At 63.8% G+C, this 25,151-nt stretch carries 16 protein-coding genes; 9 read left to right on the top strand and 7 right to left on the bottom strand.

The annotated features are described in order from the left end of the window. Positions 1-22: 22 nt before the first annotated feature. Genes K1X11_RS04675 through bshA form a run of 5 tightly spaced genes read left to right on the top strand, consistent with a single transcriptional unit; the run spans position 23 to position 4,525 of the window. Positions 23-190, top strand: coding sequence for a hypothetical protein (locus K1X11_RS04675; RefSeq protein ID WP_221031788.1), 168 nt, complete (start codon positions 23-25; stop codon positions 188-190). Next, a complete protein-coding gene (locus K1X11_RS04670) occupies positions 187-1,890 on the top strand; it encodes a sodium:solute symporter family protein (protein WP_221031787.1) in 1,704 nt (567 codons plus the stop codon). The genes K1X11_RS04675 and K1X11_RS04670 overlap by 4 nt, the downstream gene beginning before the upstream one ends. Then, positions 1,887-2,666: a hypothetical protein gene (locus K1X11_RS04665; protein ID WP_221031786.1), complete on the top strand. Its 780-nt coding sequence runs from the start codon at positions 1,887-1,889 to the stop codon at positions 2,664-2,666. The genes K1X11_RS04670 and K1X11_RS04665 overlap by 4 nt, the downstream gene beginning before the upstream one ends. After that, positions 2,647-3,372, top strand: coding sequence for a PIG-L deacetylase family protein (locus tag K1X11_RS04660; RefSeq protein ID WP_221031785.1), 726 nt, complete (start codon positions 2,647-2,649; stop codon positions 3,370-3,372). Before K1X11_RS04665 ends, K1X11_RS04660 begins: the two co-directional genes overlap by 20 nt. A gap of 16 nt (positions 3,373-3,388) precedes the next feature. Then, positions 3,389-4,525 (top strand): N-acetyl-alpha-D-glucosaminyl L-malate synthase BshA, encoded by a 1,137-nt coding sequence (gene bshA, locus K1X11_RS04655; protein ID WP_221031784.1) that lies wholly within the window; start codon positions 3,389-3,391, stop codon positions 4,523-4,525. A gap of 103 nt (positions 4,526-4,628) precedes the next feature. Here bshA and K1X11_RS04650 read toward each other — a convergent pair whose 3' ends face one another. After that, positions 4,629-5,069, bottom strand: a complete 441-nt coding sequence (locus tag K1X11_RS04650; RefSeq protein ID WP_221031783.1) for an ExbD/TolR family protein — start codon at positions 5,067-5,069, stop codon at positions 4,629-4,631. Positions 5,070-5,332: 263 nt separating this feature from the next. On the opposite strand from K1X11_RS04650, the gene K1X11_RS04645 reads away from it, so the two are divergent. After that, a complete protein-coding gene (locus K1X11_RS04645) occupies positions 5,333-6,172 on the top strand; it encodes a fumarylacetoacetate hydrolase family protein (protein ID WP_221031782.1) in 840 nt (279 codons plus the stop codon). Between the two features lie 34 nt (positions 6,173-6,206). Further along, entirely contained in the window at positions 6,207-8,138 is a 1,932-nt protein-coding gene (locus tag K1X11_RS04640) for a YjhG/YagF family D-xylonate dehydratase (protein WP_221031781.1), read from the top strand. An 85-nt stretch (positions 8,139-8,223) separates the two neighbouring features. On the opposite strand, the gene K1X11_RS04635 is transcribed toward K1X11_RS04640, so the two are convergent. Beyond that, positions 8,224-8,715: an RDD family protein gene (locus K1X11_RS04635; protein ID WP_221031780.1), complete on the bottom strand. Its 492-nt coding sequence runs from the start codon at positions 8,713-8,715 to the stop codon at positions 8,224-8,226. 151 nt (positions 8,716-8,866) lie between these two features. Here K1X11_RS04635 and K1X11_RS04630 point away from each other — a divergent pair, with 151 nt between their 5' ends. Beyond that, positions 8,867-10,660, top strand: a complete 1,794-nt coding sequence (locus tag K1X11_RS04630; RefSeq protein WP_221031779.1) for a right-handed parallel beta-helix repeat-containing protein — start codon at positions 8,867-8,869, stop codon at positions 10,658-10,660. Between the two features lie 69 nt (positions 10,661-10,729). After that, complete coding sequence (locus K1X11_RS04625; protein WP_221031778.1) at positions 10,730-11,125, top strand: hypothetical protein; 396 nt, start codon at positions 10,730-10,732, stop codon at positions 11,123-11,125. 141 nt (positions 11,126-11,266) lie between these two features. Here the strand turns inward: K1X11_RS04625 and K1X11_RS04620 are convergent, their stop codons facing one another. The 5 genes from K1X11_RS04620 to K1X11_RS04600 all read right to left on the bottom strand — a co-directional run bounded on the left by K1X11_RS04620 (position 11,267) and on the right by K1X11_RS04600 (position 24,900). Then, complete coding sequence (locus K1X11_RS04620) at positions 11,267-12,334, bottom strand: D-alanyl-D-alanine carboxypeptidase family protein (RefSeq protein ID WP_324726094.1); 1,068 nt, start codon at positions 12,332-12,334, stop codon at positions 11,267-11,269. Positions 12,335-12,420: 86 nt separating this feature from the next. Further along, a complete protein-coding gene (locus tag K1X11_RS04615) occupies positions 12,421-13,464 on the bottom strand; it encodes an ROK family protein (RefSeq protein ID WP_221031776.1) in 1,044 nt (347 codons plus the stop codon). Positions 13,465-13,573: 109 nt separating this feature from the next. Next, positions 13,574-15,478 carry an ATP-binding protein gene (locus K1X11_RS04610; protein WP_221031775.1) on the bottom strand — a complete coding sequence of 635 codons (1,905 nt, stop codon included), beginning with the start codon at positions 15,476-15,478 and terminating at the stop codon, positions 13,574-13,576. A gap of 309 nt (positions 15,479-15,787) precedes the next feature. Beyond that, complete coding sequence (locus tag K1X11_RS04605; RefSeq protein WP_221031774.1) at positions 15,788-18,004, bottom strand: hypothetical protein; 2,217 nt, start codon at positions 18,002-18,004, stop codon at positions 15,788-15,790. 23 nt (positions 18,005-18,027) lie between these two features. Further along, positions 18,028-24,900, bottom strand: a complete 6,873-nt coding sequence (locus K1X11_RS04600) for a YDG domain-containing protein (protein ID WP_221031773.1) — start codon at positions 24,898-24,900, stop codon at positions 18,028-18,030. Between the last annotated feature and the right edge of the window lie 251 nt (positions 24,901-25,151).

Raw genomic sequence — 25,151 nt, 5'->3', positions numbered from 1 at the left:
GCTGATCCCGCCAGCCGATCCCATGACTACTTTTGCCGAACACCGAGCTGCGCCCAATGAGGACGCCGAGCTCGAAGCCCGCACCGGCCTCCGCGGAGTGCCCACGTGGCGCGGGGTTTACCTTTTGGTTCTCGTCACCTTCGCCGTGCTGGTGGGGGCGATGACCTTGTTCAGCCTGCATTACGCATGAGCGGCCTCGATTACATCGTTCTCTTCGGGGCCATTCTGAGCATCGCCGTTTATGGCGTGCTCGCCACGCGCAAGGTCGGCGGACTCGACACCTACTTGAAGGGCGATCAACGCATCGGCTGGGGCACCATCGGCCTCTCCGTCATGGCCACGCAGGCCAGTGCGATCACCTTCCTCTCCACGCCCGGACAGGGCTTCGAGAGTGGGCTTGGGTTTGTGCAGAACTACTTCGGTATGCCGCTCGCGCTCATCATTGTGGCGGCCGTCTTCCTGCCGATCTACCGGCGCCTCAAGGTGTATACAGCTTATGAATACCTGGGGAAGCGCTTCGACGGTAAAACCCGCCTGCTCGGCGCCGCGCTCTTTTTGCTGCAACGGGGTCTGGCCGCCGGCATCACGATTTACGCCCCGGCCATCATCGTCTCCTCGGTGCTGGATTGGCCGCTCGGGATCACTGTGCTCGGCACGGGTATTCTGGTGGTGGTCTACACGGTGACCGGTGGCAGTGAGGCGGTGAGCCTTACGCAGCGTTATCAGATGACCGTGATCCTCATCGGCATGGCAATCGCCTTCATCGTGGTATTGGCGAAACTGCCGTCCGATGTTTCCGGCGACGACGCCCTCGCGGTGGCCGGTGCCATGGGCAAGCTCAACGCGGTCAACTGGAACTTCGACATCAACGAACGCTACACCGTGTGGTCGGGCATCTTCGGCGGTCTCTTCCTCTCGTTGTCCTATTTCGGCACCGATCAATCGCAGGTGCAGCGTTATCTCACCGGCCGCTCCCTGCGCGAGAGTCGCATGGGCCTGATGTTCAACGCCGTGCTCAAGATCCCGATGCAGTTCTTCATCCTGCTGCTCGGTGTCTTCGTGTTCGTCTTCTATCAATTCGACCGGCAGCCGGTCTTCTTCAACGACGCTGTCTGGCAGCAACAGTTGGCGGGTGAGCAGGGGGACGTGTTTGCCGATATCGAGGCTCGCTTCGACGCGGCGCAGGCCGAGAAGAAGGTCGCCATCGAGCAGTTCCTGTCCGCCCGCGACAGCGGTGACGACGCGCAAGTCGAAGTCACCCGCGCCGCCATGCTCGCGAGCCGGGAGCAATCTGAAGCAATTCGCGCGGAAGCCAAAACGGCGCTGGTTGAAGCCGACGCCGAACTCGCCGCCAGCGATGCCGATTATGTGTTCATCAGCTTCGTGCTCCAGCAACTGCCCAACGGTCTCGTAGGTCTGCTCATCGCGGTGATTTTTTGTGCGGCACTCTCGTCGACCGCCTCCGAACTCAACGCGCTCGGCTCCACCACCACGGTGGACTTTTACCGCCACGTGCTGCGACCGGATGCTGATGACGCACACAGCCTCACGGCGTCCAAGTGGTTCACCGCGATGTGGGGCGTGGTCGCCATCTCCTTCGCCCTGTTCGCCAATCTCGTGGAGAACCTGATCGAGGCGGTGAACATCCTCGGCTCGATTTTCTACGGTGTGGTGCTCGGCGTCTTCCTCGTCGCGTTCTTCCTCAAACACGTGCGGGGCACCGCGGTGTTTTGGGCGGCCATCATCGCGCAGGCGCTGGTCATCGTCTCCTTCTTCCAACTCGAGATCAGCTACCTCTGGTATAACTTCATCGGCTGCGCGCTGGCGGTGGGTTTGAGCCTGGCGTTTCAAACTTTCCTGCCCGGTAAAGCACCGGCCGAACGCGCATGAGTGAGGCCGCTCCCGTGATCGCCTTTGGGCAACAGCCCTGCGGTTTTTTTCCGCGGCGCTTCCTGGTCGCCAAGGTATGGACGGCGCGCCGGCTCCAACAGGAACTGGGCGGCGAGATCGTATTTTTCTACCACGACGCCGACCATGACCCGCGCGAGACGCAGACGACGCTGCGGCATCTGAAGACCGACGAGCCCCAGAGCTTCAATTTCACCTTCGAAAACAAGCTGCAGCGCAAATACAGCCCGCTCTACGCGAAGCGCATTCCGGCCGACTGGCAGGAGAACATGGCGCGGTCCTTGGGGGCGTTTGCCCCGCCGGAAGCGGTGGAGGCGTTTCGCGCCGTGCAGGCCGACAATGTGGCGGACTTCTGCCTCGAGCTCTACCGGGCCATGGGGTTGCTCGAAGGCGTGCGCGTCGTGCGCTCCGGCGACGCTGCTGTGCGCGAGGCTGCCTGTGCGATCGACGACTATTACGTCGATGTTCCGCACGAGGGCGAAACCGTGCGGGCGCGTCTGGTCGACGGTGCATTGAAACTGCATCGCGGCGGTCCGGCGTGGCTCGAGTTGCCGCGCTGCGATTACGCCAAGTCCCAGATCAGCCCGGCGCGCGATTCGCGCCTGCCGTGGATGCAATCGGTGCTCGGCTGCACGCACTACATTGCCGGGGCAGGGGAGCAGGCCTACCTGCGCAAGGAGGACGCGCCCGAGATCACCTATGTTGCGCGCGACGAAATAGATCGTTCCAGTGAAGCGTATGCCCAACTCCCCGTCTGACCCCGCTCCGCTGCTCGTTTTTGGCGCTCACCCCGATGACATCGAGTTTGGGGCTGGCGGAATCGTGGCGGCCGAAGCGCGTCGGGGACGTCCGGTGCATCTTGTGGTGTGCTCGCGCGGAGAATCCGGCACCAACGGCACGCCGGAGATTCGCACGCAGGAAGCCGAGACGGCGGCGGCTACGCTGGGTGCGACGCTCGAATGGCTCGATCTCGGCGGCGACGCCAACATTGAAAACACCCGCGAAGGCGCACGCACACTTGCGGCCATCATTCGCCGGGTGCGGCCCGAGACCGTGCTCACGCTCACGGTCGAAGAGGATCAACATCCGGATCATGTCGCGGTCGGTCGGATGACTCGCGATGCGGCGCGGCTGGCCCGCTATGGTGGAGTGAAGCAACTGGCCGACCAACCGCGCCACGCCATCAAGCGCCTGTTGTTTTATGCCGTATCGCCCGATGCCGCGCCGGTCGGTCGTCCGCCCGTGCTCTACGCGCTGACGGATGAGGATGTGGCCATCTGGCGCGAGGCCATGGCAGCGCATGCGTCGCAAATGAAAACGCGTGATTACGGCTCGCTGCAGATCACCCGCGCCAGCCTGCTCGGGCAGAACGCCGGGGGCAGCCACGCCATCGCGCTCTATCCCAACGAACCCCTCGTCTTCACCGATCTCGACGCACTCGGTGGCGGCAGTCGGCACTTTTGAAGCGCGTCCTTTGATTATGGATACTCGTCCGCTGCGCATCGGCATCATTTGTTACCCCTCGGTGGGGGGCAGCGGCATTCTGGCGTCGGGTCTGGGCGATGAACTCGCCGCGCGCGGACACGAGGTGCATTTCATCAGCTACGAGCGGCCGTTTCGGCTGAAGCCGGGCAACGAGCGGGTGTATTTCCATCCGGTGGAAATCAGCAGCTACGAGCTGTTCAAATACCCCGATTACACCCTGCCGCTTTCGGTGAAGCTGGCGGAGGTCGCCCAGACGTTCGACTTGGACATCCTGCACGCGCACTACGCGGTGCCGCATGCGACGGCGGCGATTCTGGCGCGCTCGATGTTGCCCGAGGGCAAACGTCCGGCGGTGGTCACGACCCTTCACGGCACCGACACGACGCTACTCGGGCGCGACCCCGGTTACGCACCGGCGATCGGTTATGCGCTGGAGCAATCCGATGCGGTGACGGCGGTATCCGATTTTCTGCGACGAGAGACCCACCGCATCATTGGCGTGCAGCGCGAGATCGATGTCATTCACAACTTCTTCGATCCGCGGCCGGCGGCGCGCAGCCGCGAGGCGGTGCGCAAGGAGCTGGGCGTGAAGCCGGGGCAGAAGTTGGTGCTGCACCTGTCCAATCTGCGCCCGGTGAAGCGGATCGATGTGATGCTCAAGGCGCTGGCGCAGGTGCCCAACCGGGAGCGTTTTAAGGTCGTGGTCCTCGCCGGTGGTTCGTTTACGCAACACCAAGGTCTCGTGCGCCAGCTAGGGCTGCAGGACACCATCGTGCTGCGCGAGAGCGTGTCGGTGGTGGAGGATTACCTGCAGGCGGCGGACGTCGGTGTGTTTACGTCCGACTCAGAGAGTTTTTGCCTAAGCATTTTGGAGGCGGCCAACTTTGGCTGCCCGAGCGTGTCGACGCGCGTGGGTGGCATCCCGGAAGTGATGGAGCATGACTGCTCTGCTTTGCTGGTGCCGGCCGGCGACAGTGCGGCGGTGGCGGGAGCGTTGGACCGGTTGCTCAGTGATGATGCCCTGCGGGAGGCGATGGGCGCAAAGGCGCGGCAGCGGGCGCGGGACCTGTTTTCGACCGAGCGCATCGTGCCGGAATACGAAGCGCTGTATCGACGTGTGCTGGCGGAGTAGCGGAGGGTGAAGCCGACGAGGGCGTCGGCGGTCCCAATGGCGCGGCCGACACGGCCGCGGCTACATTTGGGGCGAATGCAACCGCGGAGGTGTGAGGCCGGTTCTACTGGCCGGTGCGACGGAAGCGGGTTTCCATCGACACTTGGTCAATACCGGCGGCGCGCACGGCGTCGAGGAGCCGGATGGCGTCGCCGTAGTTGGCCCGGTCGTCGGAGGTGAGCATGATCTTGGGGTCGTGCTCGGTGGCATACTGGGCGAGACGCAGCTTCACTTCGGGGAAGGAGATGAGTTCCTGATCCCAGTAGTAGTTGCCGCGATCGGAAACCTGCAGGTAGACCGGCTCGGCGGGCTCGATGATGATTCGGTCCGGAGGCGTTTCGACTTTGGGCAGGTTGAGGGGAATGATCTGCGTGCGGTCGAGCGAGAGGGTGAACAGCACGAAGGTCGCCAGCAAAAAGAAGATCACATCGATCAACGGGATGATCTCGATGCGAGCCTGTTTGGTGGCGGCGTCGTCGAGATCGGGGGGAGGAGTTCCATACATGGCGCGGACAAGTTTGGGAGGAACGCTTGAGTCGAGAGAGGGCCAGCGGAACAAACGGTGACAGGACCGTGGGGGCGACGGCAGGGCGGACAGATGGGACCGCGTGCCGGTCGTTGGGGTATACTGGGAATCATGAACACGTCCCGCGTTGGCGCAAGCGGCGTGATGCAAGACTTTCGATTGAGCTAACGTTCAAAACATAGCGCAGCGGCGGCTCCTTTTTAGGGTGTATTGTGCTGGGCGATGGGTTTCTCTCCGCCCCCATGTCATCGCTCTATCGTGTTTACCCCTCCGATGGTGCTCTCGTCATCGAGAACGCAGGTGTGCTCAAACAGGCTCCGGCCGAGTTTGGCTTTGATGCTTTGTTCACCGCCACCGATCCCGTGGCCGCGACGCGCGATGCGTTTGCGGCGGGCGTCGTGGTGGAGGCGCTCGGCCCGGCCAGCAAGCTCATCGAAAACCAGGAGGTCTGGGCGGCAGGTGTGACCTACTACCGCAGCCGCACGGCGCGCATGGAGGAGTCGAAAGACGCGGGTGGCGGTGATTTCTACGACCGGGTTTACGATGCGCCGCGACCGGAGCTGTTTTTTAAGGCGACCCCGCAGCGGGTGGTTGCACCGGGCGATGCGGTGAAAATTCGCGCCGACTCGAAGTGGAATGTGCCGGAGCCGGAGTTGACGCTCGCGATCAGTGCAACCGGTAAGGTTTTTGGCTTCACGGTCGGCAACGACATGAGCTCGCGCGACATCGAGGGCGAGAATCCGCTCTACCTGCCGCAGGCCAAGACCTATGCCCGCAGTGCGGCGATCGGGCCGTGTATCGTCGTGTCGGATACGCTGCCGGGACCGGAGACAGAGATCAGGCTCGAGTTGGTTCGCGGTGGCGAAACGGTTTTTGCGGACGCGACGAAGCTCGATCAATTGAAACGCCCGTTGCCGTCGCTGGCGGAGTGGTTGTTCCGCGACAACAGTTTCCCCTGCGGAGCGTTTCTGATGACCGGCACGGGTATCGTGCCGCCGGACGAGTTCACGCTCGAGGTCGGCGATGAGGTGCGCATCACCATCGAACCGGCGGGCACGCTGGTGAACGCGATCACGCAATAAACCAGCCGGTTCAACCCGGCGCGCCCCATACCCCATGGCGACCCTACCTGTTTTTGAATCGGGCGATCCGTCCATCTACGAACTGCGCACCACCGCGCCCGGTCCGACGGGACGCCTGCCGCTCGGCGCCGAGCAATTGCGCGCGATGGCCAGTGGCGAGTTGTTTGGTTGGACGCAGAATGCCGGCATGGGCTGGGACCCGGCCAAGCTGCGCGGCAAACAGTTTCTGGTGCTGAGCACCCAGGGGGGGCTGCGTGCGCCGGATGGTCAGCCGATCGCGCTGGGTTACCACACGGGGCACTGGGAGGTCGGTCTGCTCATGGAGGAGGCGGCCAAGGTCTTCGCGTCGCAGGGGGCGATTCCGTTTGCGGCTTACGTGAGTGACCCGTGCGACGGCCGCACCAACGGCACCGCCGGCATGCTCGACAGCCTGCCGTATCGCAATGACGCCGCGGTGGTGTTTCGCCGCCTGATCCGTTCGCTGCCTACGCGGCACGGCGTGCTCGGCGTGGCGACCTGCGACAAAGGTCTGCCGGCCATGTTGATGGCGTTGGCCGGCACGCCGGATCTGCCGACGGTGCTGGTGCCGGGCGGTGTGACGCTGCTGGCGGAGGAAGCGGAAGATACGGCCAAAGTGCAGACGCTGGCGGCGCGGTTTGCGCGGGACGAGATCACGCTCGATCATGCGGCCGAGATGGGTTGTCGCGCCTGTGGTTCGCCGGGGGGCGGGTGTCAGTTTATGGGCACGGCGGCGACGACGCAGGTCGTGGCCGAAGCGCTGGGGTTGGCCCTGCCGCACTCGGCGCTGAGTCCATCGGGCGCGCCGATCTGGCGCGACATGGCACGGCGGTCGGCGCTGGCGTTGATGGGTTTGGAGCAGGCCGGCACCACGACGCGCGACCTGCTCACGAGGGATTCGCTGCACAACGCGATGGTCTGCCACGCGGCGGTGGGAGGATCGACCAACCTGGTGCTGCACGTGCCGGCGATCGCGCACGCGGCCGGGTTGCCGCGCCCGACCGTGGCCGATTGGTCCCGCATCAACCGTGAGGTGCCGCGCTTGGTGGACGCGTTGCCCAACGGACCGCAGCACTACGCGACGGTGCAAGTGTTCCTCGCCGGTGGCGTGCCGGAGATGATGCTGCATCTGCGCGACTTGGGTTTGCTCAAACTCGACGCGCCGACGGTCACGGGCCGCACACTGGGGGAGAATTTGGCATGGTGGGAAGGCAGTGAACGGCGTCAGCGGCTGCGCGCGAAGCTGACCGAGTTTGACGGGATCGACCCCGACCACGTGATCATGAATGCCGAACGGGCGCAGCAGCGTGGCCTCACCAGCACGGTGACCTTCCTGGGGGGCAATCTCGCGCCGGAGGGGGCGCTGGTGAAGAGCACGGCGATTTCACCGACACGCTTGGATTCCGATGGAGTTTACGACCACGAGGGGCCGGCGCGGGTGTATCCGAGCGAGGCGGCGGCGATTGCAGCGATCAAAACCGGCGCGGTTCAGCCGGGTGACATCATGGTTCTCATTGGCATCGGTCCGGGCTCCGGGATGCCGGAAACCTATCAGGTGACCTCGGCGCTCAAACACGTGAAGGGCGGCGACCAGATCGCGCTGGTGACGGATGGGCGTTTTTCAGGCGTGTCGACGGGCGCGTGTATCGGACATGTGAGTCCGGAGGCGTGGGCCGGTGGGCCGATCGGCAAAGTGAGGGACGGCGACCGCCTGCGGATTCGCATCGATACACGCGCGCTAGAGGGCACGGTCGATGTGGTCGGTGTGACGGCGGAGGACTTGGCGGCGCGGCCGACCAATCCGGCGTTGAAGCCTGATCCGCGCGTGCCGGCGGACACGCGTTTGTGGGCCGCGCTGCAGAGCGCCAGTGGCGGCAGCTGGGGCGGCTGCGTTTACGACGTCGACGCGATCGTGGAGCTGATGGAGCGCGGCAAGCGGCGCCAATGACGGTAGGGCGGGACCGCCGGGCCCGCTGTTTTTAGAGGAGTCGGTTGGGGATGCGACGCGGTCGGCCCGGCGGTCCGACCCCACCTCACTTCTGCACGACGCGGACTTTGAGCCACTTGTCGAGCAGGCTGCGGCGGTCGTCGCCGCTCCAGATGGGGGTGGAATTTGCCGCCAGGAAAAGGGCGCCGATCAGCACCAGGATGAAGTGAAAGGCGGCGATGGCGCGCGGGATCAGCGAGGTTGGTGCGACGATGATCGCGACCACGATGAAGAAGGGCAGCGGGCGCAGCAGGCAGGTGATCAGGGTTGGACGGGTGCCGGGGGTTTCGGCCTGCACCAGTTTCAGTTTCATGGCCATCAGGCCGGGACTGCTGCGAGCCTGCCCGCAGATGAGCCAGAAAATGGCCGAGAGCCCGAAGAGGGCCTGTGACGCCACGTAGGCCCGGGCGGTGGCCGTCGGCGCCGTCGAGGTGGCGGCAATCCACTCCGCGAAGACGGCGAAGGCGACGATGATGACGGCGTTGATCGCGGTGGCGGCGACGCGCTGGGTGGGCTTGGCGGGCGTGAGGGCGGACATTCGCGGGGCATCGCAAGCGGGGCAGGGGGCGGGGTCAACGCTGACTGCGGCAAGTCTCCGTGGTTCTATAGTTTGCGGAGCGGGTTCGGTTGCGCGCGGGCGGAAAGCGGGCATCGCTTAGGGCCCACCCCTCGTCCCCCGTTTTCCTCCCATGACCCTGACCCGACTCCTTCCTGCGGCGCTTTCTTTGATGAGCGTCCTCGCCACGGCTGTTTTTGCGGCGCCTTCTGGCGGTCCCTACGGCCCGATCCAGCAAACCTATACGATCCCGAGCACCGCCGGCACGGTGTATTATGTGGCGCCGCACGGCGACGCCGACGCGACCGGCAACAGTCTCGACGCACCGACGACGATCGAAGCGGCGATCAGTCGCGTGGTCACGGGCGATGCCATCATCCTGCGCGGAGGCATTTATCGCACGGGCAACCTGCAGCTCAATCAGGGCATCACGATGCAGGCGTTCGAGGACGAGCGACCGATTTTGAAGGGCACCTACGTGGTCGACGCCGAGCAGGCCGAGAAACAGCGGAACGGACTCTACCGTATTGCTTGGGAGCACCTCTTCCCGCTCAAGCCGCAGGGTTGGTGGACGCGCGGGACTTTCGGTGCGACGACCCCGCAGTGGCTCTTCAACAACGACATGGTTTTCGTCGACGGCAAACCGTTGAAGACGGTCGGTTGGGAAGGCGAGGTTGAGGAGGGCTCCTTCTCGGTCGATTACGACAACGGTAACATCTACATCGCGGTCGATCCGGCGGAGCACACCGTGGAGATCACCGCCTTCGACAACGCGCTCACCCGCACCATCGGGGACGTGCACGGCAAGTCGAGCGATGGCAAAGGCCCGGTGCTGCGAGGCCTGACCATGACCCAATACGCCTACCGTGCGATCGAGATCGAGGGCTACGATCCCGAGGAGATCTCGCCCGAGGAAAAGCACGGCAACGACGTCATCGGCACGACGCTGGAGCACTGCACGATCACGCACTGCTCGCGCGTAGCGGGTTACTTCCGCGGCGATAACATGGTCTTTCGCCACAACCTCATCAGCGACACCAGCACCGAAGGCATCTTCATCCTGGCTTCCGACGACGCGCTGCTGGAGAAGAACATTTTCCGCCGCAACAACGTCGAGGGCATCCAGGGTTACTTCCCGGCCGCGGTGAAGATTTTCAACCAGACGCGCCGCGTCGTCGTGCGGGACAACCTGCTCACCGAAAACCCCGGCTCCAACGGCATCTGGTATGACGTGGGCAACGTCGACGGCGTGTTCATCAACAACTGGATCGAGGACGGCTACAACGGCTTCTTCTTCGAAATCTCCAAGGGCGTCACGGTGGCGGGCAACGTCTTCGTGAACAGCGACGCCTGGGTGCTCAATAGTTCCGGCGCCAAGGTGTTCAACAACACGTTCGTGAACTCTTCCATGCGCGTCACCCGCACGAGCCGCAGCGCCGACGGCGATCACTTCGACTGGCATCCGGCGAGCGGTCCCGACGTCGATGAGCGCGTCGACCACGAAGTGCGCAACAACCTCTTCGTGACGGACGGTGCGGTCGAAGACGGCGTGGTGCGCGTCCAGCAGGAAGCCAAGCTCGCCGGTAAACTGACCGACGCGCAGGTTACTTTTGATCACAACGTTTACGTGCGCCTCGGCGACGAACCGACCGAGCTCTACACGTGGGCGCCGGTGCCGGACGACGAAGACGCGCAGGCGAAGTTTGCCACGTTGGCGGACCTGCAGGCGGTGGTGCCGGCGGTGGATCCGCATGGCCAGGAGTTGAACGGCTATTTCGGTCCGCTCTTCCACGGCCTGCACCTCAAGCGTTTTGAGCTCTCGACTGATTTCCCCGCGGCGGGTGCCGGTGGCGAGATCCCGGCGCGCATCGCGGAGTTGATCGGCGCCGAGGAGGGACAGATCGGGGCGTATCCGGTCGAGCGCTGAGGCGACCCGGCTACAAATTGTGACGCAGCGGCGGCTTGCCGCGACGGCGGTTCGTGCCAGTTTGGCGGCATGAACCGCTTCCGCTTTCTCTCGCTCCTCACCCTCGGTTGCATTTTGGGCGCTTTTGCGGCGCTGCGAGCCGACGACCACAAAACCGCCCGCTCATGGGGACCGTGGGAGGCGATCGCCTTCGACGAGGCCGTGGTGCAAGACGTGCGTGTGAGCGGCGATGATATCTTCATCAAGCTTCAGCCCGACCATCGGAACGACACGCTCACGATGAAAATCTCGATGCAGAAGGGGGCCGGTTACCGTAAGTGGTTCACGGGCGAGGAGGTGCTGGTGGCGCAGGAAAACAGTGGCCGTGCGGCCAACACCTGGACCGATCGTATTCAGACGTCGGCCAGCTACCTCGAGTATTACGCCAACGGGAAGCTGTTCCTGCATTTGAAGCGTAAGGGCTGAGCGCGCGAAGCGGCGGCGGGGGGCGGCCGCGGCCGAGAGGCAGGGTTAGCGCGAGCAAGCTCGCAGCCTACCTTGCGGCAACGAAAACTCAATGTCGGCCGCGAGCTTGCTCGCGCTAGGTCTTAGGCGTGTCCCGAGGCCCTAGTTCGGGATGCGGAATTCGACGGTGGGTTTGTCGTCCTCGATCTCGGCGGGCGGCGCGGCGTCTTCCTCGGGCGCGAGCGGGGTGATGCTGATGTGCGGCACCTCGATCTCTTCCGATTTTTCGGGGGCTGCAGCCGGAGTTGCGGCCGCTTCCGGTGCAGCTTCGATTTGAATCGGGTGGGCGGCTGCACTCACCGGCATGGGTTCCGGCGGCAAGGGCTGAAAGGGGCCGGTGGCGGCGGGCATCTTGGCAAAGGTTTCCTCGATGAGCTCGGCCATCTTGATGTCGCGCTCTTTGGAGGTGGGGCTGCCCATGATCACCGCGATGATGCGGCGACCTTCGCGTTGGGCGGTGGCGGCGAGGCAGAAGCCGGCGGCGCGGGTGAAGCCCGTTTTCAGTCCATCCACGCCACGCACTTTGCCGATGAGGTTATTATGGTTGTCCATCATCACCGGCTTGGCGCGCACGCCCTGACCGAAGGGACGGCGTTCGATGGAGGTGTAGCGCAGGACCTCGGTCTCACGCAGGAGGGCGAGGGAGAGTTTGGCGAGATCGCGCGGCGAGGTCAGGTCCGATTCATCGCGGCGACGCGAACTCGGCGGCAGACCGTGGGGCGAGCGCCAGATGGTGTCGGTCATGCCGAGCTGTTGGGCGCGGGCGTTCATGCGGGCGACAAATTCTTCGCGGGAGATTCCGGCCGCGTGACTGAGCGCGTGAGCGGCGTCGTTGGCCGATTGGATGAGCAGGGCGTAGAGCAGCTCGTCGACCGGGAACACCTCGCGGTGTTTGAGCCAAACTTGCGTGCCGCCCATGCGAGAGTCCTCGGCGGTGACCTCGACGGGCGTTTGCAGCGTAAGTTCGCCGGCCCGCAGCATGTCGTGCACGACCAGATAGGTCATGAGTTTGGTCACACTGGCGGGGGGACCGACGTAGTCGGAGCGGTCCTCGAACAAGACCTCGCCGGTGGACGCATCCAAGAGGATCGCGCCCTTGTAAACCTGAGCTGAGACCGTCGTGACGACGGTCAGCAGCAGACTGATCAGGAGTGTTTTAGCGGCAGGCAACAGAGGAAACGAAGGCATGAAGTGACGGGCGTCCACTTCGCGCGCTTCGTTTCCGTCTGTAAAGGGGCTTTTGGGAAAGGCCCGGGTTAAGCCGAGACCGGCAGCGTCTGACGAGCGACGAGCGCGGCGCCAATGCATTGCGAGAGTTCGCCGAGGGTCGCCGGGACGAACTGCACGTGCTCACGTTGGCGGGGGAAGAGGTAAGGCAGGGCGGCGTTGCGGATGCCGTCGAGGTAGCGTTGGCGGAACTCAGCGGTGGTCGACTCGGGGTCGATGAGGCCGCCACCGATCACCACGTAGGCGGGGTCGAGCGCGATGATGAGATTGGCGGCGTGCAGACCAAGGGCCTTGGCCTGGAAGTCGAAAATATCGAGAGCGAGTTCGTCGCCTTTCTGGGCGCGGGTGCGCAGGGAGAGGACCTTCTCCTTCTCCGGGGCGTCGGACTTGGCCAGCTCGTGATCCGGGTAACGCTTGAGGGTGTCACGGAGGAGCTGAGGCAGGCCGGAGATGGTGGTGTAGGCCTCGATGCAGCCCCAGCCCTTGCCGCAGCCGCAGGTGTAGACGGGCGGGTTGCCGAGCAGGTGCAATGCCGCGGGCATGTGACCGCCTTCCATACCGGCAAAGTTGTCACCGGCGAGGTGCAGGCCGTCGGCGCCAACGTAGGCGCAGCCCAGGCCGGAACCAGGAGCGAGCAGGACGACGCCGACTGCGCGGTCGCCACGCACGGCGTGAGCTTCGCCGACACCACCGAGGTCACCGTCGTTGCCGGTGGCGACATGGATGGGGCGGCCGGCTTCGGCGGAGAGAGCGGCTTTGTATTCGGCGAGGAAGTTCCAGCCGATGAAGCTGTCGGGGAGATTGGCGGACTTATCGAGAATGCCGTAATCCTGATAGGGGCCGGGGAGCGCGAGGCCGACGCCGCGGACCTGATCCCAGGACAGCTCGTTGTCGGCCATAAAACCCTTCACGCCCTCAACCCAACCGGCGATGACGGCAGCGGTGCCGCCCACGGAGTTGGTCGAACTCTGGCGCAATTCGTGCGAGATCGGGGTGCCGTCGGCGTAGATACCGCCGGTCTTGGACGTGGTCGCACCGCTATCGGTGCCGATGTAGATGTCGGGTTTGGGCATGAGCTTGGAGGAAGAAATTTCGACGAACCGTCAGAATGGGGAAAAGCTGGCCGAAAAAACAAGCCCCGCGTCTGCCCGGGTTTTGCCCAAGACCGAGCGCCTTTGAAACTCAGGCCAGGGGGAGCTGGAGGCGCAGAATCGCGCTCGCGCCGGGGGCGGAAACGATATCGAGCGTGCCGCCGTGGAGATGAGCGATCTCGCGGGCGATGTGCAGGCCGAGACCGGAGCTGGATTCACCGCCGGTGGCGCGGGCGGAAAGGGGGCAGAACGGAGCGAAGGCCTGCTGCAGGTCCTCGGCGGTGAATCCCGGGCCGCTGTCTTTGATGAACAGGCTGACGAATCGGTCGTTCTTCGACTGCTCGATGCGGATCGTGCCGCCGGCTGGGGAAAACTTCAGGGCGTTGCCCACGAGGTTATTCAGCACCTGTTCGATCCGGTTTGGATCGACCGAAACCGTGGGGTCGTTTTCCGGCGCGGGGCGCGGTCTTTCGAGGTGAATGCCTTTTTGATCGGCCTGGGTTTGGTGGGTGGCTACGGTGGTCGCCGTCAACATGGAGAGCCGGCAGGGCTGGCGTTGGAGATCAAGGTGGCCGGATTCGATTGCGCTGAGATCCAGCAGTTCAGTGATAAGTTCGGACATCCGCCGACTTTGCTCCAGAATGCGCCGCACGTTCTCCTGCGTGTAGGTGTGGTCGTCGGGGAAACTGACGACTTGGTCGGCGCAGAGGGTGATGGCGGAGAGCGGCGATTTGAGATCGTGCGAAGCGATGGCGAGCAGCCGGGTTTTGAGATCGTTGGCCTTCTCAGCGGCGGCGCGGGCGAGTTCGGTTTCGGCCAGGATACGGCGGTCGGCGCGGCGACGGGTGGTCAGAACCCCCAAACTGGTGAGCCCGAGCGCGAGGATGATGACCGAAAACGTGATGTAGCGGGTGTGCGTTTTGGTGAGTTCGGCGGCGGCGTGATCCAGCGCCGAGGCGGCGATGGCGCGGTCACGTTCGGCCTGGGCGAGCTCGGTGTCTTTGCGGGCGATTTCGTTTTCGGCGCGCAGGCGCTCGATGTCCCGTTTCACGTCGGCACCGGCGAGCGCGTCACTGAGTTCGATAAACCGGTAGGTGGAGGTTATGGCAGCGGCGGTGTCGCCCTGCGCCGCCTGGGCGATGGCGCGCAGCCGTTGATATTTGGCCTGATGGGTGAGGTCGCCGCTGGCCTCTACGACTGGCTGCGCGGCGTCGAGTTGGGCGATCGCGGCGGGCAGGTTATGCTGTTCCAAGTGAATCTCGGCGAGGGCGAGCCGAGTGTTGGCCTCGCGGCCCTTGGATTCGAGTTCCAGGTAATCCTGCAGCACGGCCTCAAATCCCTCCACGGCAGAGGCGATGTCGTCGGTGTGGTGGGCGATGGAAGCGAGGTTGAAGCGCGCCGACGCCGCGGCCATGCGGTTGCCCGCGTCCTGATGGTAAGCCAAAACCTCCTCCAGGGTCTGTTTCGCTTCGGCGAAACGACCGAGGTCCATCAGCAGAAGACTTTGGTTGGCGAGGAGGCTGAACTTGAAACGCTCGAAGTGATGTTCGGTCGCGATGGCCAGCGCTTTGTCATAGCAGGTGGCGGCAGCATCGAAGTCGGATTGGCGGCGGTAAACCGAGGCCATCAATGAATAGGTGCGAGCGATGTCACGTTGCACCTCCGAGAGACCCTCGCCCAACTCGAGCGCGCGGTGCAGGGCTTGCAGGGCGGCAGGCGCGTCGCCGATCAGACGCAGTGCCCGGCCCAATGCGATGTGGGTCCGAAAGGTCTCGAGCGGGAGGTTGAGTTCGCGCGTGAGAGAGAGGATTTCTTCGGCCAGCGCCAAACCACGTTCGTAGTCGCCGCGCAGCATGAGGAAAGCCTGCTGACGTTGCATCACGCTGAGACGTTCTGTGGGGGTGGTCGCGCGTTCGGCGGCGAGGTCGATCAGACCACGCGCCAGCTCGACGTCCTCATCTTGAGCCTCCAACGATTGTTCCAGCAGGTAGGGCAATTGCTCGGTCGGCGCGAGGCTCTGGAGGTGTTCCGCAATCGCTGGAGGGACTGCTGTCGTGGCTGCGGTGGTTGCGCCAAGCGAGGATGTCGCAAGGGCTAAGCAAAGGCTCCAGAGTTTTGTGAGACGGCGCAATGTGGTCGCAGATGAAGGCGACTTGCAGGCTGTCTTCAAGTGTTTCGCATTACCGAGCGTGATGAAATCGCGTGAGAGAAAATAGTTCGGCGGGTTAAGCGTAAAAAGCCCCGGTGCGCACGGGGCGACCGGGGCTGAAGGAAGAGCGGCAACAGCGCAGGGGGGCGGAGCGGTTTACTCGGGCAGTTCGTAGATTTCGATGAGGGCGTTGCCTTGGGCGTCGGTGGTGGCGGCGCTGGCGCTCAGTTCCACGGTGTAAGCGCCGGGGGCGAGGGTGACGATGAGCCCGGCGTCGGATGCACCGTCTGCGAGGGCGAAGGCGCCGAGGGTGCTGTTGGCTGTGGTGATCTCGGTCGCGGTGGCGGTGCGTTGGCCGGCGAAGACCGGGGTAGCGGTCTGCCAGTTGTCGTTGGCGGCGACGACCTGGCGGTCGGCGTTGTAGACCTTTACCTGCGGGTCCATGAGCACACCGGAGACGCCTTGGGCAGCGAGGCCGGGGCCGATGCCGCGGACGAGGACACGCTTGGGGCTGTTGCCGGTGACGATGAACCCGCCGATGAGCACGCCTTCGCCGCCGGTGACATCACCGCGGGAGGAGATGTTAACGAGGCGTTGGTATTCAGAATTTGGATTCTCGGCCGCGTCGTAGATTTCGGCGATGGCGATGCCACCCGCGCCGGTGTGGTTGACGTGCAGGGTGTAGACGCCCGGGGCGAGTTCGGTGACGAGGGCGGCGTCGAGGCTGCCCTCGGGTAGCGGGAAGGCGCCGGTGACGGTGGCGGCCATGGCGGCGTTGGCGTCATCGGACCAGGTGTCGGAGGACATGAGCTCGGAGCCGGCGGCGTCGAAGAGGGTGATGCGCGGATCGGCGACCGGGTTGTCGATGCCGTAGTCGGCGAGGGTGGGACCGACGGCGCGCAGGAGCACGCGTTTGGGTTGATCACCGCCGATGACGAAGCCGGTGATGAGCGGCGAGCCGTTCACGTAGGCGCGGGTAGAGAGGTTGATCATGCGGTCCGTGCGCACGGTTTCGGTGGAGAGACCGGCGAAGGGATCTTCGCTGCCGTCGGAGAAGACCAAGGTGCCCGTGACGGAGGTGCTGGGGGCGTCGACGTTACCGACGATGCGCAGAGATTCGTTGGTGCTAAAGTCGAAGGTGCCGGCGCTGGCGATGGTGCCGGATCCACCGGTGACGATGGTCGGGGTGACGGCGAGCACGTAGACCTTGCCGGTGGTGCCGACGATGGAGGAGGTGGTGCCGTTGGCGGAGTTGAGTGAGGACGCCTCGTAGAGGCCGGCGAGGTTGGCGGTAGGACCTTCGGCGGGTTCGACCTGCGCGGTCATGGTGATGCCCAGCTCGGCGATTTGCAGGTTGAGCACGCTGCCGTTGAGGGTGCCGGTGAAGGTGTAGGTGTGCTCGTCGGCGGCCGGTTCGTCGCCGGCCGCGCGGCGGCGCAGGGAGTATTGCGCGAGGGTGGTCGCGTCGATGACCGGGTTGTCCACGATCTGCAGGTCGACCACGATGATCGAGTCATCGGCGGCCACGCGGAAGGTGAGGATGTAGTATTGGCCGATCGATTCGATGAAGCCGAGGACGGTGCCGGCTTTGTCGCCGGCGGGGATCTCGGCGGCGAATTCGGTGCCGTCGCTGGATTGGCCAAAGTAAACCAAGGAGCCCGATTGCACGACTTCGAAGGACTGCGTGGCGGTGGTGGCGGGCTTGTAGTAGAGGTCACCACCTTGGTTGGCGCGGATGACGACGGTGCCGGTCGCGCCGGTGAGGGTGACGGTGTTGCCGGAAATGAGCGCGGGACCGGAGACCACGGTGTAGGTGATGGGCAGTCCGGAAGGCGAGGTGGCGCTCAGTTGGAAGCTGGCGTCGTTGGCGCGCTTGGTGGCGATCGCCGGGAAGCTGATGGGCTGATCGAGATAAGGCGCGGGGTCGAAGGACAACGGATCGACGTCGAGCACGGCGTAGTCGGAGGCGGAGGCGGCGCGCACGATCACCTCGGCGGTGATCGTGCTTTCGTCGAGGATGTCGGCCGGGTAATCGACCGAGAAGGTGAAGACCGCGTCCGTATCCGGAATGTTGATATAGGCCCATTCCAGGAGCACGAGGTCACCGCGGGTCGGCGTGATGCTGGGCTCGTTGTCACCGCCGGCGTAAGTCCAACCGGCCGGGATGGTGACCGCCCAGGCGATGGCGGTGGTATCGGCCGGGTAGTCGGCCGCGCTGGCGGTGAAGGTGAGGGTGCCGCCGCCGGTGGAGGTGTTGGGCGAATCGGCGGTGAGTTCCAAGGTAGCGGTGGGCGTGGTGGGTTGATCGACCGAAGTATCGGCGAAGGCCAGGACCGCGCTGAGCAGGAACGGGAGCAGGGAGAGGCGTTTCATGATGAGGATTCCTGATCGAGGGTTCATTCGCGGTCCGGGCCGGGGGCGAAACCGTCTTCGGAGTCGCCGACGTAGTGGTAGGTGCCGGTGCGAGTGGCGCCGTCGCGGGTGTTGTAGAGTTCGATAACGCGGGTGAGCTCCAGGAGGCTCAGTTGGCCGTCGGCGTTGGTGTCCGCGGTGTGTGGTAGTATTCGATCACCGTCGCCTTGCTCGTAGCGATCGGTGTTGTCGTCGTTGGAGCGATAGGCACCGAGACGACGGGAGCCCTCGCGGTAGTTGTAGAGTTCGATGACGCGCAGGAGTTCGGAGAGACCGATGGTGTAGTCGCGATCGGTATCGGCGAAGTGGTAACCGGGGGTGATGGTGAGGCCAGATCCCTCGCCGGTGAAGACGTAGTTCGTGGCGGAGAGGGGCGTCACCTCAATGGTGATGTCGTAGCTACCGATGGCGCTGACGCGGGTGGCATCGGTCGCGAGCACGGGTTCACCGGAGACCACACTTTCGTCCTCGCCGGTCACGAAGCCGGAGTAGGTGAAAGTGAGGGACGGGTTCGGGTCGCCGTAGGGCCGTCGTATCTTATCGGCGGATACGGTGATCAGGGCAGCGGTGACGTCGCCGGTGAGCGTAGGCGCGGTGAGCGTGTAGTTGGAGGCGTCGGTCCCAGTGAGATCGAGACCGGAGAGGTCGACGGATTTGGCGGTGCCAACGATGGCGGTGTCGTAGGTCGCGATGACGCCGCTGTAGTCGGCCGCGACGTCGTCATCGCCTTGGATGCCGGTGAGGCTACCCGCGGAGCTGTCGAGGGTGGCGGACGTAGTGCCGTCGTAGGTCTTGGCGGTGATAGCCAGCCCGGGCAGGGTGAGTTCGGCCGGCGCGATGTCGGCGGTGAGCTCGGAGGGCAGGGTGAGCGTGTAGTTGGCCGCGTCGGCGCCGGTGAGGGTGGCGTTGACGGTGATGGGTTTGCCGGTGCCCACCTGCTTATCGGCGAATGTCGCGGTGGCGGTGCCGTCGGTGAGTTGCACATCATCGTCGCCTTGGATGCCGGTCAGGCCGAAGTCGGAGCCGGCGAGCGAAGCGGTGGTGGTGGCGTCGTAGGTTTTGTCGCCGACCACGAGACCGGGAAGGGTGAGTTCGGCGGCGGTGATGCTGGCGGTGGCGGTGGGCGCGGTGAGCAGGTAGTTGCCGGCGTCGCTGCCAATAAGGGAGAGGCCGGTGACAGAGACGGTGAGGTCGCTGCCGAGGGTGGCGCTGCCGAAGGTGCCGGTGGCGGATGACGTGACCAGGGCAACGTCGTCACCCGGGACGATGCCGTTGAGCGTTGCGGTCTCAAAGCTGAGACTCGCGGTGGTGGTGGCGTCGTAGGTCTTGGTCGTGGCGGTGACGCCGGAGACGGTTAGCGTGGCCGGGGTGATGTCGGCGGTGGTGGCCGGAGAGACGAGAACGTAGTTAGGTGAATCGCGTCCATCCAGGAACAGGCCGGAGAAGGTGACGGTGCGATCGGCCCCCACCATCGGCGCATCAAAGATGGCGGTGGCACTGGCGGAGTTGAGCAGCACGTCCTCGGAGCCAATAATGCCGGTCAGGCTGATGGAACTGAAGTCGGCGGAGGCGACGGAGCTGCCATCGTAAACCTTGTTGCGGGCGACTACGCCTTCCACGGAGATCTGCGCCGGCAGAATGCTCGCGGCGAGATCGGACGGGTAGGTGAGCGTGTAGTTACCGGCGGCCGAACCGGTGAGGGCGAGACCGTCGAGGATCACGGCTTTGCCGTCGCCCACGTCGGCATCGTTGAACGAGGCGGTGAAGGCGGAGGTATCGAGACCGATTTCGTCGGAGCCTTGCACGCCGATGAGCTGCAGTTCCGTGTCATCGATCGGTGCGTGGATGGTGGCGTCGTAGGGACGATTGGTGGCGATCAATCCCGAGAGTGAAATCTCGGCGGGAGTGATGTTGGCGGTGACGACGGTTTCGCTGAGGACGTAGTTGGCGATGTCTTCGCCGGCGAGGCTGTAGCCGGTGATGATGATCGGCTTGGCGGTGCCGATGTCGGCGTCGGCGAATGCGCCGGCGGCGGTGCCCGCAAGGGTGACGTCTTCGTCGTCGACGATGCCAACAAGCGCGGGGGTATCGGCGTTGAGGGTGACGGCGGTCGTGCTGTCGTAGGTCTTGTTGGCGGCGGTGACGCCAGTGATCGAGAGTTCCGCCGGGGTGATGTCGGCGGTGAGATCGGACGGCTGTTCGAGCGCGTAGTTGGCCGCGGCAGCACCGGTGAGAGCGTAGCCGGAAACGGTGACGGGTTTGTCGGTGCCGATATTGGCGTCGGCAAAGGTCACGGTAACCGCGCTTTCGTCGACGGAGACGTCAAAACCATCTTCGGTGGCGATGCCGTAGATGAGTCCGTTGGAGGTGTTGAGGGTAGCGATTTCAGAGCCGTCGTAGGTCTTGTTTTCCGCCACGATACCTTGGAACCACGCGGGGGCCGGGGTGATGTCGGCGACCGTGGAGGGCAGGGTGAGGGCATAGTTGCCCGCGTCGGGGCCGGTGAGGCCGAGTCCGCCGATGGACACGGCGATGTCGGTGCCGACCAGGTAGGAGGCGAAGGTCCCCTCGGCGTTGCCGGTGAGGAGTTCAACCTCGTCGGAGTCAATCACGCCGACCAACTCAGCGGCGTCGACGTCGAGGGTGGCAGTAACCGAACGGTCGTAGGCTTTGTCTTCCGCGACGATGCCCGTGACGGTGAGCGTCTGGACGGTGATGTCGGCGGTGAGACCGGTGGGTTGGTTCAGGCTGTAGTTGGCCGCGGCGATGCCGGTGAGGGTGAAGCCTGCGACGGATACGGTTTTGGCCGTGCCGACAGTAGGCGAAACGAAGTCGGCGAGGGCGGCGGTGCCGTCGAGCTGCACTTCATCGGAGCCGATGACACCGACCAAACTGGCGCTGCCACTGAGGGTGGTGGAAGTGGTGCCGTCGTAGGTTTTGTTGGCGGCGGTCAGACCGGTGATGGAGAGTGACGCCGGATTGACGGTGAAGGTGATGGAGCGTTCGGCAGTGTTGCCGGCGGCGTCACTGACCTCGAAGGTCGAGGTCAGGTTACCCACGGCGGTGGGGGCGCCGGAGAGGGCGCCGGTGGTCGGATTCAAGCTGGTGCCGGTGGGGAGAGCCGAAGTCGCCCCAAAGCCGATCGCGCCGGCGGCCATGATCTCATAGTTGACCTCCTGGCCGTAGGTCAGGCTGGCGAGACTGAGGTTGGAGATCGTGGGGCCGGCGGTATCGATGGTGAGGCTCAGACCGGACGAAGCATCGGAGGTGTTGCCGGCAGCATCCGTCGCGGTGGCGGACACCGTGTGGATCCCATCGGTGAGGGCGGACGCCGTGATGGACCACGTGCCATCGGTGGCGGTGGCGGAACCGAGTTCGGTGGTGCCATCGGTATCGTAGAGGCGAACGGTCGAACCGGCCTCGGCGGTGCCGGTGAAGGTCGGTGTCGTGTCGTTGGTGATACGGTCGGTGTCGGAGGTGCCGCTGTCGCTGGCGGCGGTGAGAGCGAGATCCGACGGCGCGTCCGGAGCGGTGTCGTCGACGTCGGTGACGGTGACGCTAATCGTTTGGGTGTGGGTATCGCTCAGCGGTGCGGCACGGGAGGCGGTCACTTCAAGCACGTAAACGTTGTCGGTATCGGCGTCGGATGGTTGCTCGAAGTCGAGGGACGTCGTGAGCGAGACGACACCGGTCGTGGTGTTGATGGAGAACGCGGCCGCGTCTGCGCCGCCGGTGATGGCGTAGGTGACACCGGCCTCAATGTCCTCGGGGTCCCCACCAAAAGCATCCACGTCAAAGGATGCTGTGGTGGAGTTTTCCGGCAAACCGAACTGATCTCCGCTTACGAAGATTGAGTTGGGAGCTCCAGGCGTGGGAGGGGCGAGGTAGAAATCGACTCCAGAGCTTTCCACTGCGTTCGTGTAGGCGGCCTTCTGGAGGCTGTAGCTCTGGCTTACCGGCAGGGGATAGAGTTCGCCGACATACTCGAGCAGGATGTTGTTTCCGGAGGGATTGTCGGCGGAGAATACCGTCCGGAGAGTGCTGCCGTTGATAGATACTACGTCGAAGAGCGTATTATCCACATTGGCGACACTGCTCTGGCCAACCACGAAATAGCCTTCGTCGTTGGTGACGATGTCGATCGGGCCGTCCGGGAGGTAATAATCGAAGTAGAAGTCGACGTAGCGGGTCGTGGTATTGCCGATTCCGCCGTCGTAAAATTCGAGAAATTCCACGAGGTCGGATCCGTCTTCACGGTATTTGACTTCATTGATACGAATCGGCGAAACGGGGTAACGGATCCGCGCCCACTCCGTGATGTTCAGCGAGTTCACTATACCGACCGACGCCAGGTTCAACTTGAACGTGAGAAGGAACGTATTGACGTTACCGATCTTTGATTCCGACGCGGTAATTGCCTGGAAGTTCAGGAGATTGGCGGAGTATGAGATGCCAGTGTCCCCGGGAGTTAAGATCGGTTGTGCTCCCAAGGTGAAGGTCCCTGTGAAAGTCACAACCCGCTTGTATTCGGCACTGTCATTGGGCAGCACCAGCAAGTCGCAGGTAAACGGCATATTCGCCCACTGCATCTGCGGGGGAGGGGTATGCATTGGCTCATTCAGGTTCAGCCCCGAGAAGGTGAATTTGAGACGAACCGGATTCCTATCGGGGTAGATCTGCGGGATCTGCGGGATCAGCAATCCGAGGGACGCGGTATTCAACTGGAAGGGGGCAGAGTCTGGAATGTCATCTGCATCCAAAATCAGGCTGACCTCGCCAGTGGTCGTTTCGACGGTGAGGTTGCTGGTAAAGCTGGGGACGGTGGATTCGTCGTAATCGGCTAGGGGATTACCTGAGCGGTCAGTGATGTTGAGTCGATCCTCGTCGAAAGACAGCACCATGTTGCCAGGGTGTTCGCCGTAGAGGTTGCCGTTCAAAGTCGCGCGCACCAGCACCTCAGTGTGGTCGTCGTTTTCGATTGCTTGAGTGATGAATCCAACGGCGAAGCCGGAGAGGCGATCGATGTCGAAGTCTTCGAGGTTCACATTGAGAACCGGCTCGGAAAATACGACTTTGTAGGTGATCTCCTGAGCGCCGGGTTGGGGATCACCTTCCAGCGCGACCGAAACAACCCTAGGGGCCACCGTATCAGGAGGACCGATGTTGATGGTGACGGTTTCGCTGCCTGAGTGGCCCGCACCGTCCGTCATATTGACCGTGACGTTAAAGGTCCCTTCGGCGGTAGGGGTCCCGGTCAACGCACCGTTCGCGCCAGTTAGAGAAAGTCCTGCCGGCAAGGCTTCGTCGATGGTGTAGGTGGTCCGGCGGTCGGGGGTTCTGAAGGTATAGAGGGAAACCGCTCCGACGTTTAGCTCGATGGTCGTTGCACTGATCAGCTGCGGCGGAGTGAGGTCGACGGTAACCGTCCGCGAGCCGGATGCGGCGGATACGTTGCCCGCGGCATCGATGGCGCGCGCGGTGACGGTGTGGTCTCCCTCGCTGAGGGGGGACGTGGTGATCGACCAGAAACCGTTGGAGGCAGTAACAGATCCGATCTCCGTAGTGCCGTCGGTATCATAAAGCTTCACGACGGTGCCACTCTCGGCCGTGCCAGTGAAGATGAGTGAAGTGAAGCTCGTCACGCCGTCAGGCGGCGGAGGCCCGGAGTCGGAGACGCCGTTCAGAATTGGGGCCGAGGGAGCCGACGGGGCGATCGTATCGACGACCACTGAGGCCGGGTCGGTGGCGGGGAGGTCGAGGCTGACCGTGGCGGTTTCGCCGCTCGATGCGATGGAGCCGTCGTTCAGGTCGAGGGAGGACGACACAGAGAGGCCGGCGGTGGTGTCGTCGCCTTGGGCAATGGTGTAGGTGAAGGTAAGGGAGGCAGTGCCGGAGCCGGCGGTGTAGCTGGCTGAGCGTTCGGCGGTGCCGAGGGTGAAGTCGAGCAACGGCGTGCCGGTGACATCGACCGGTCCGCTGTAATTCACGGTGAAGGAGAGGGTGTCGCCAGCCTTGTAAGTGCCATCGGCGGGAGTCGTGACTGAAGAGACCGAGTTTGAGGCACCTGTGCCGGTGCCCTGGATCGCGAAGGAGAATGGTGTCCCGTCAACATCGCCGTAATCGATGGAGATCGTGGCGGTTCTCAGTCCAACCTCGGAGGGATCGAAGAGGACGGTGAAGGAGACGATCTCATTGCGGGAGAGTTCGGTATCCGAGGGTTGAGCAACCACTTCAAAGTCACCCGAATGATCGCCGCTCAGGGCGACGGTGGGCGTTCCGTCCAACGTGATAGAGAAGTAGCTAACGTTGCGAATGCTGTAGGTTCGCGCGACGGAACCGCTGGAAACGGCCTGTTCGCCGAAGTCGGAATGGTCCTCGAGCGACGGGGTGGTGTCGCCGGAGGGGATTTCGATTTCATTGCCGGAAACCGTGATTTCGGGGGGGGAATCTAGTGGCAGGGGGATGGCGAAGATGGCGTAGAACGATTGGCCGGAACCAGTCTCGGTCTCTACATAGATGTATTGGTTAAAGTAGGGAAACTCGATGTGGGCCGGGGCGTTGTCGTAGTAGAATACGCAGTTCAGATATTGATCGGAATTGGGGGTGTCGGAATCCGTGAGAATCGTGCCTTCGAAGTCCCCGATCCGGACCGAAGTCGCGTTGGCCAAGTTGAATCCATAGATCAGCACCTGGTAACCGCCCTCGACGTAGAATTCCGTTTGATAAGCGAAGACATAAGGGTCTGTTTGGGCGTTGGCTCGACCGGGGAGGATCGTGGCGAAGAGCGCGGCGGTGGCGATGAACGGGAGTGCCGGGCGGCGCAAGCAGGAGAGGAGACCGGTAAGAGAGAAGTGCATCGGAAAGGTGTTGTCGGGAAAGCGGATTGCGGGGGGGGCAGATCGGAAGTCGGTGGATCCGGGAGGAGAGTGCAGGTGGCGAGGGTCGTGCGTGGCGGTTGGTTGGTCCCGGCCAGGCTGCGTCGTGGACGACGGCCCGGGATTGCGGCGATCGGAAGGTGGCCACGAGAGAACGCGTTATTGCCCGCTAGCTCTGCGGAATGGCGGCGACGCTCAACTGGAATCCCGGGTATAAATCGGGAACAAATGGG

The sequence above is a fragment of the Actomonas aquatica genome (assembly GCF_019679435.2).
Taxonomy (GTDB): domain Bacteria; phylum Verrucomicrobiota; class Verrucomicrobiia; order Opitutales; family Opitutaceae; genus Actomonas; species Actomonas aquatica.
This window is presented reverse-complemented; position numbering and strand designations above follow the sequence as displayed.

Coding starts and splice junctions, on each gene's coding strand:
- K1X11_RS04675 (WP_221031788.1), top strand. CDS start 23: ATGACTACTTTTGCCGAACACCGAGCTGCGCCCAATGAGGACGCCGAG.
- K1X11_RS04670 (WP_221031787.1), top strand. CDS start 187: ATGAGCGGCCTCGATTACATCGTTCTCTTCGGGGCCATTCTGAGCATC.
- K1X11_RS04665 (WP_221031786.1), top strand. CDS start 1,887: ATGAGTGAGGCCGCTCCCGTGATCGCCTTTGGGCAACAGCCCTGCGGT.
- K1X11_RS04660 (WP_221031785.1), top strand. CDS start 2,647: ATGCCCAACTCCCCGTCTGACCCCGCTCCGCTGCTCGTTTTTGGCGCT.
- bshA (WP_221031784.1), top strand. CDS start 3,389: ATGGATACTCGTCCGCTGCGCATCGGCATCATTTGTTACCCCTCGGTG.
- K1X11_RS04650 (WP_221031783.1), bottom strand. CDS start 5,069: ATGTATGGAACTCCTCCCCCCGATCTCGACGACGCCGCCACCAAACAG.
- K1X11_RS04645 (WP_221031782.1), top strand. CDS start 5,333: ATGTCATCGCTCTATCGTGTTTACCCCTCCGATGGTGCTCTCGTCATC.
- K1X11_RS04640 (WP_221031781.1), top strand. CDS start 6,207: ATGGCGACCCTACCTGTTTTTGAATCGGGCGATCCGTCCATCTACGAA.
- K1X11_RS04635 (WP_221031780.1), bottom strand. CDS start 8,715: ATGTCCGCCCTCACGCCCGCCAAGCCCACCCAGCGCGTCGCCGCCACC.
- K1X11_RS04630 (WP_221031779.1), top strand. CDS start 8,867: ATGACCCTGACCCGACTCCTTCCTGCGGCGCTTTCTTTGATGAGCGTC.
- K1X11_RS04625 (WP_221031778.1), top strand. CDS start 10,730: ATGAACCGCTTCCGCTTTCTCTCGCTCCTCACCCTCGGTTGCATTTTG.
- K1X11_RS04615 (WP_221031776.1), bottom strand. CDS start 13,464: ATGCCCAAACCCGACATCTACATCGGCACCGATAGCGGTGCGACCACG.
- K1X11_RS04605 (WP_221031774.1), bottom strand. CDS start 18,004: ATGAAACGCCTCTCCCTGCTCCCGTTCCTGCTCAGCGCGGTCCTGGCC.
- K1X11_RS04600 (WP_221031773.1), bottom strand. CDS start 24,900: ATGCACTTCTCTCTTACCGGTCTCCTCTCCTGCTTGCGCCGCCCGGCA.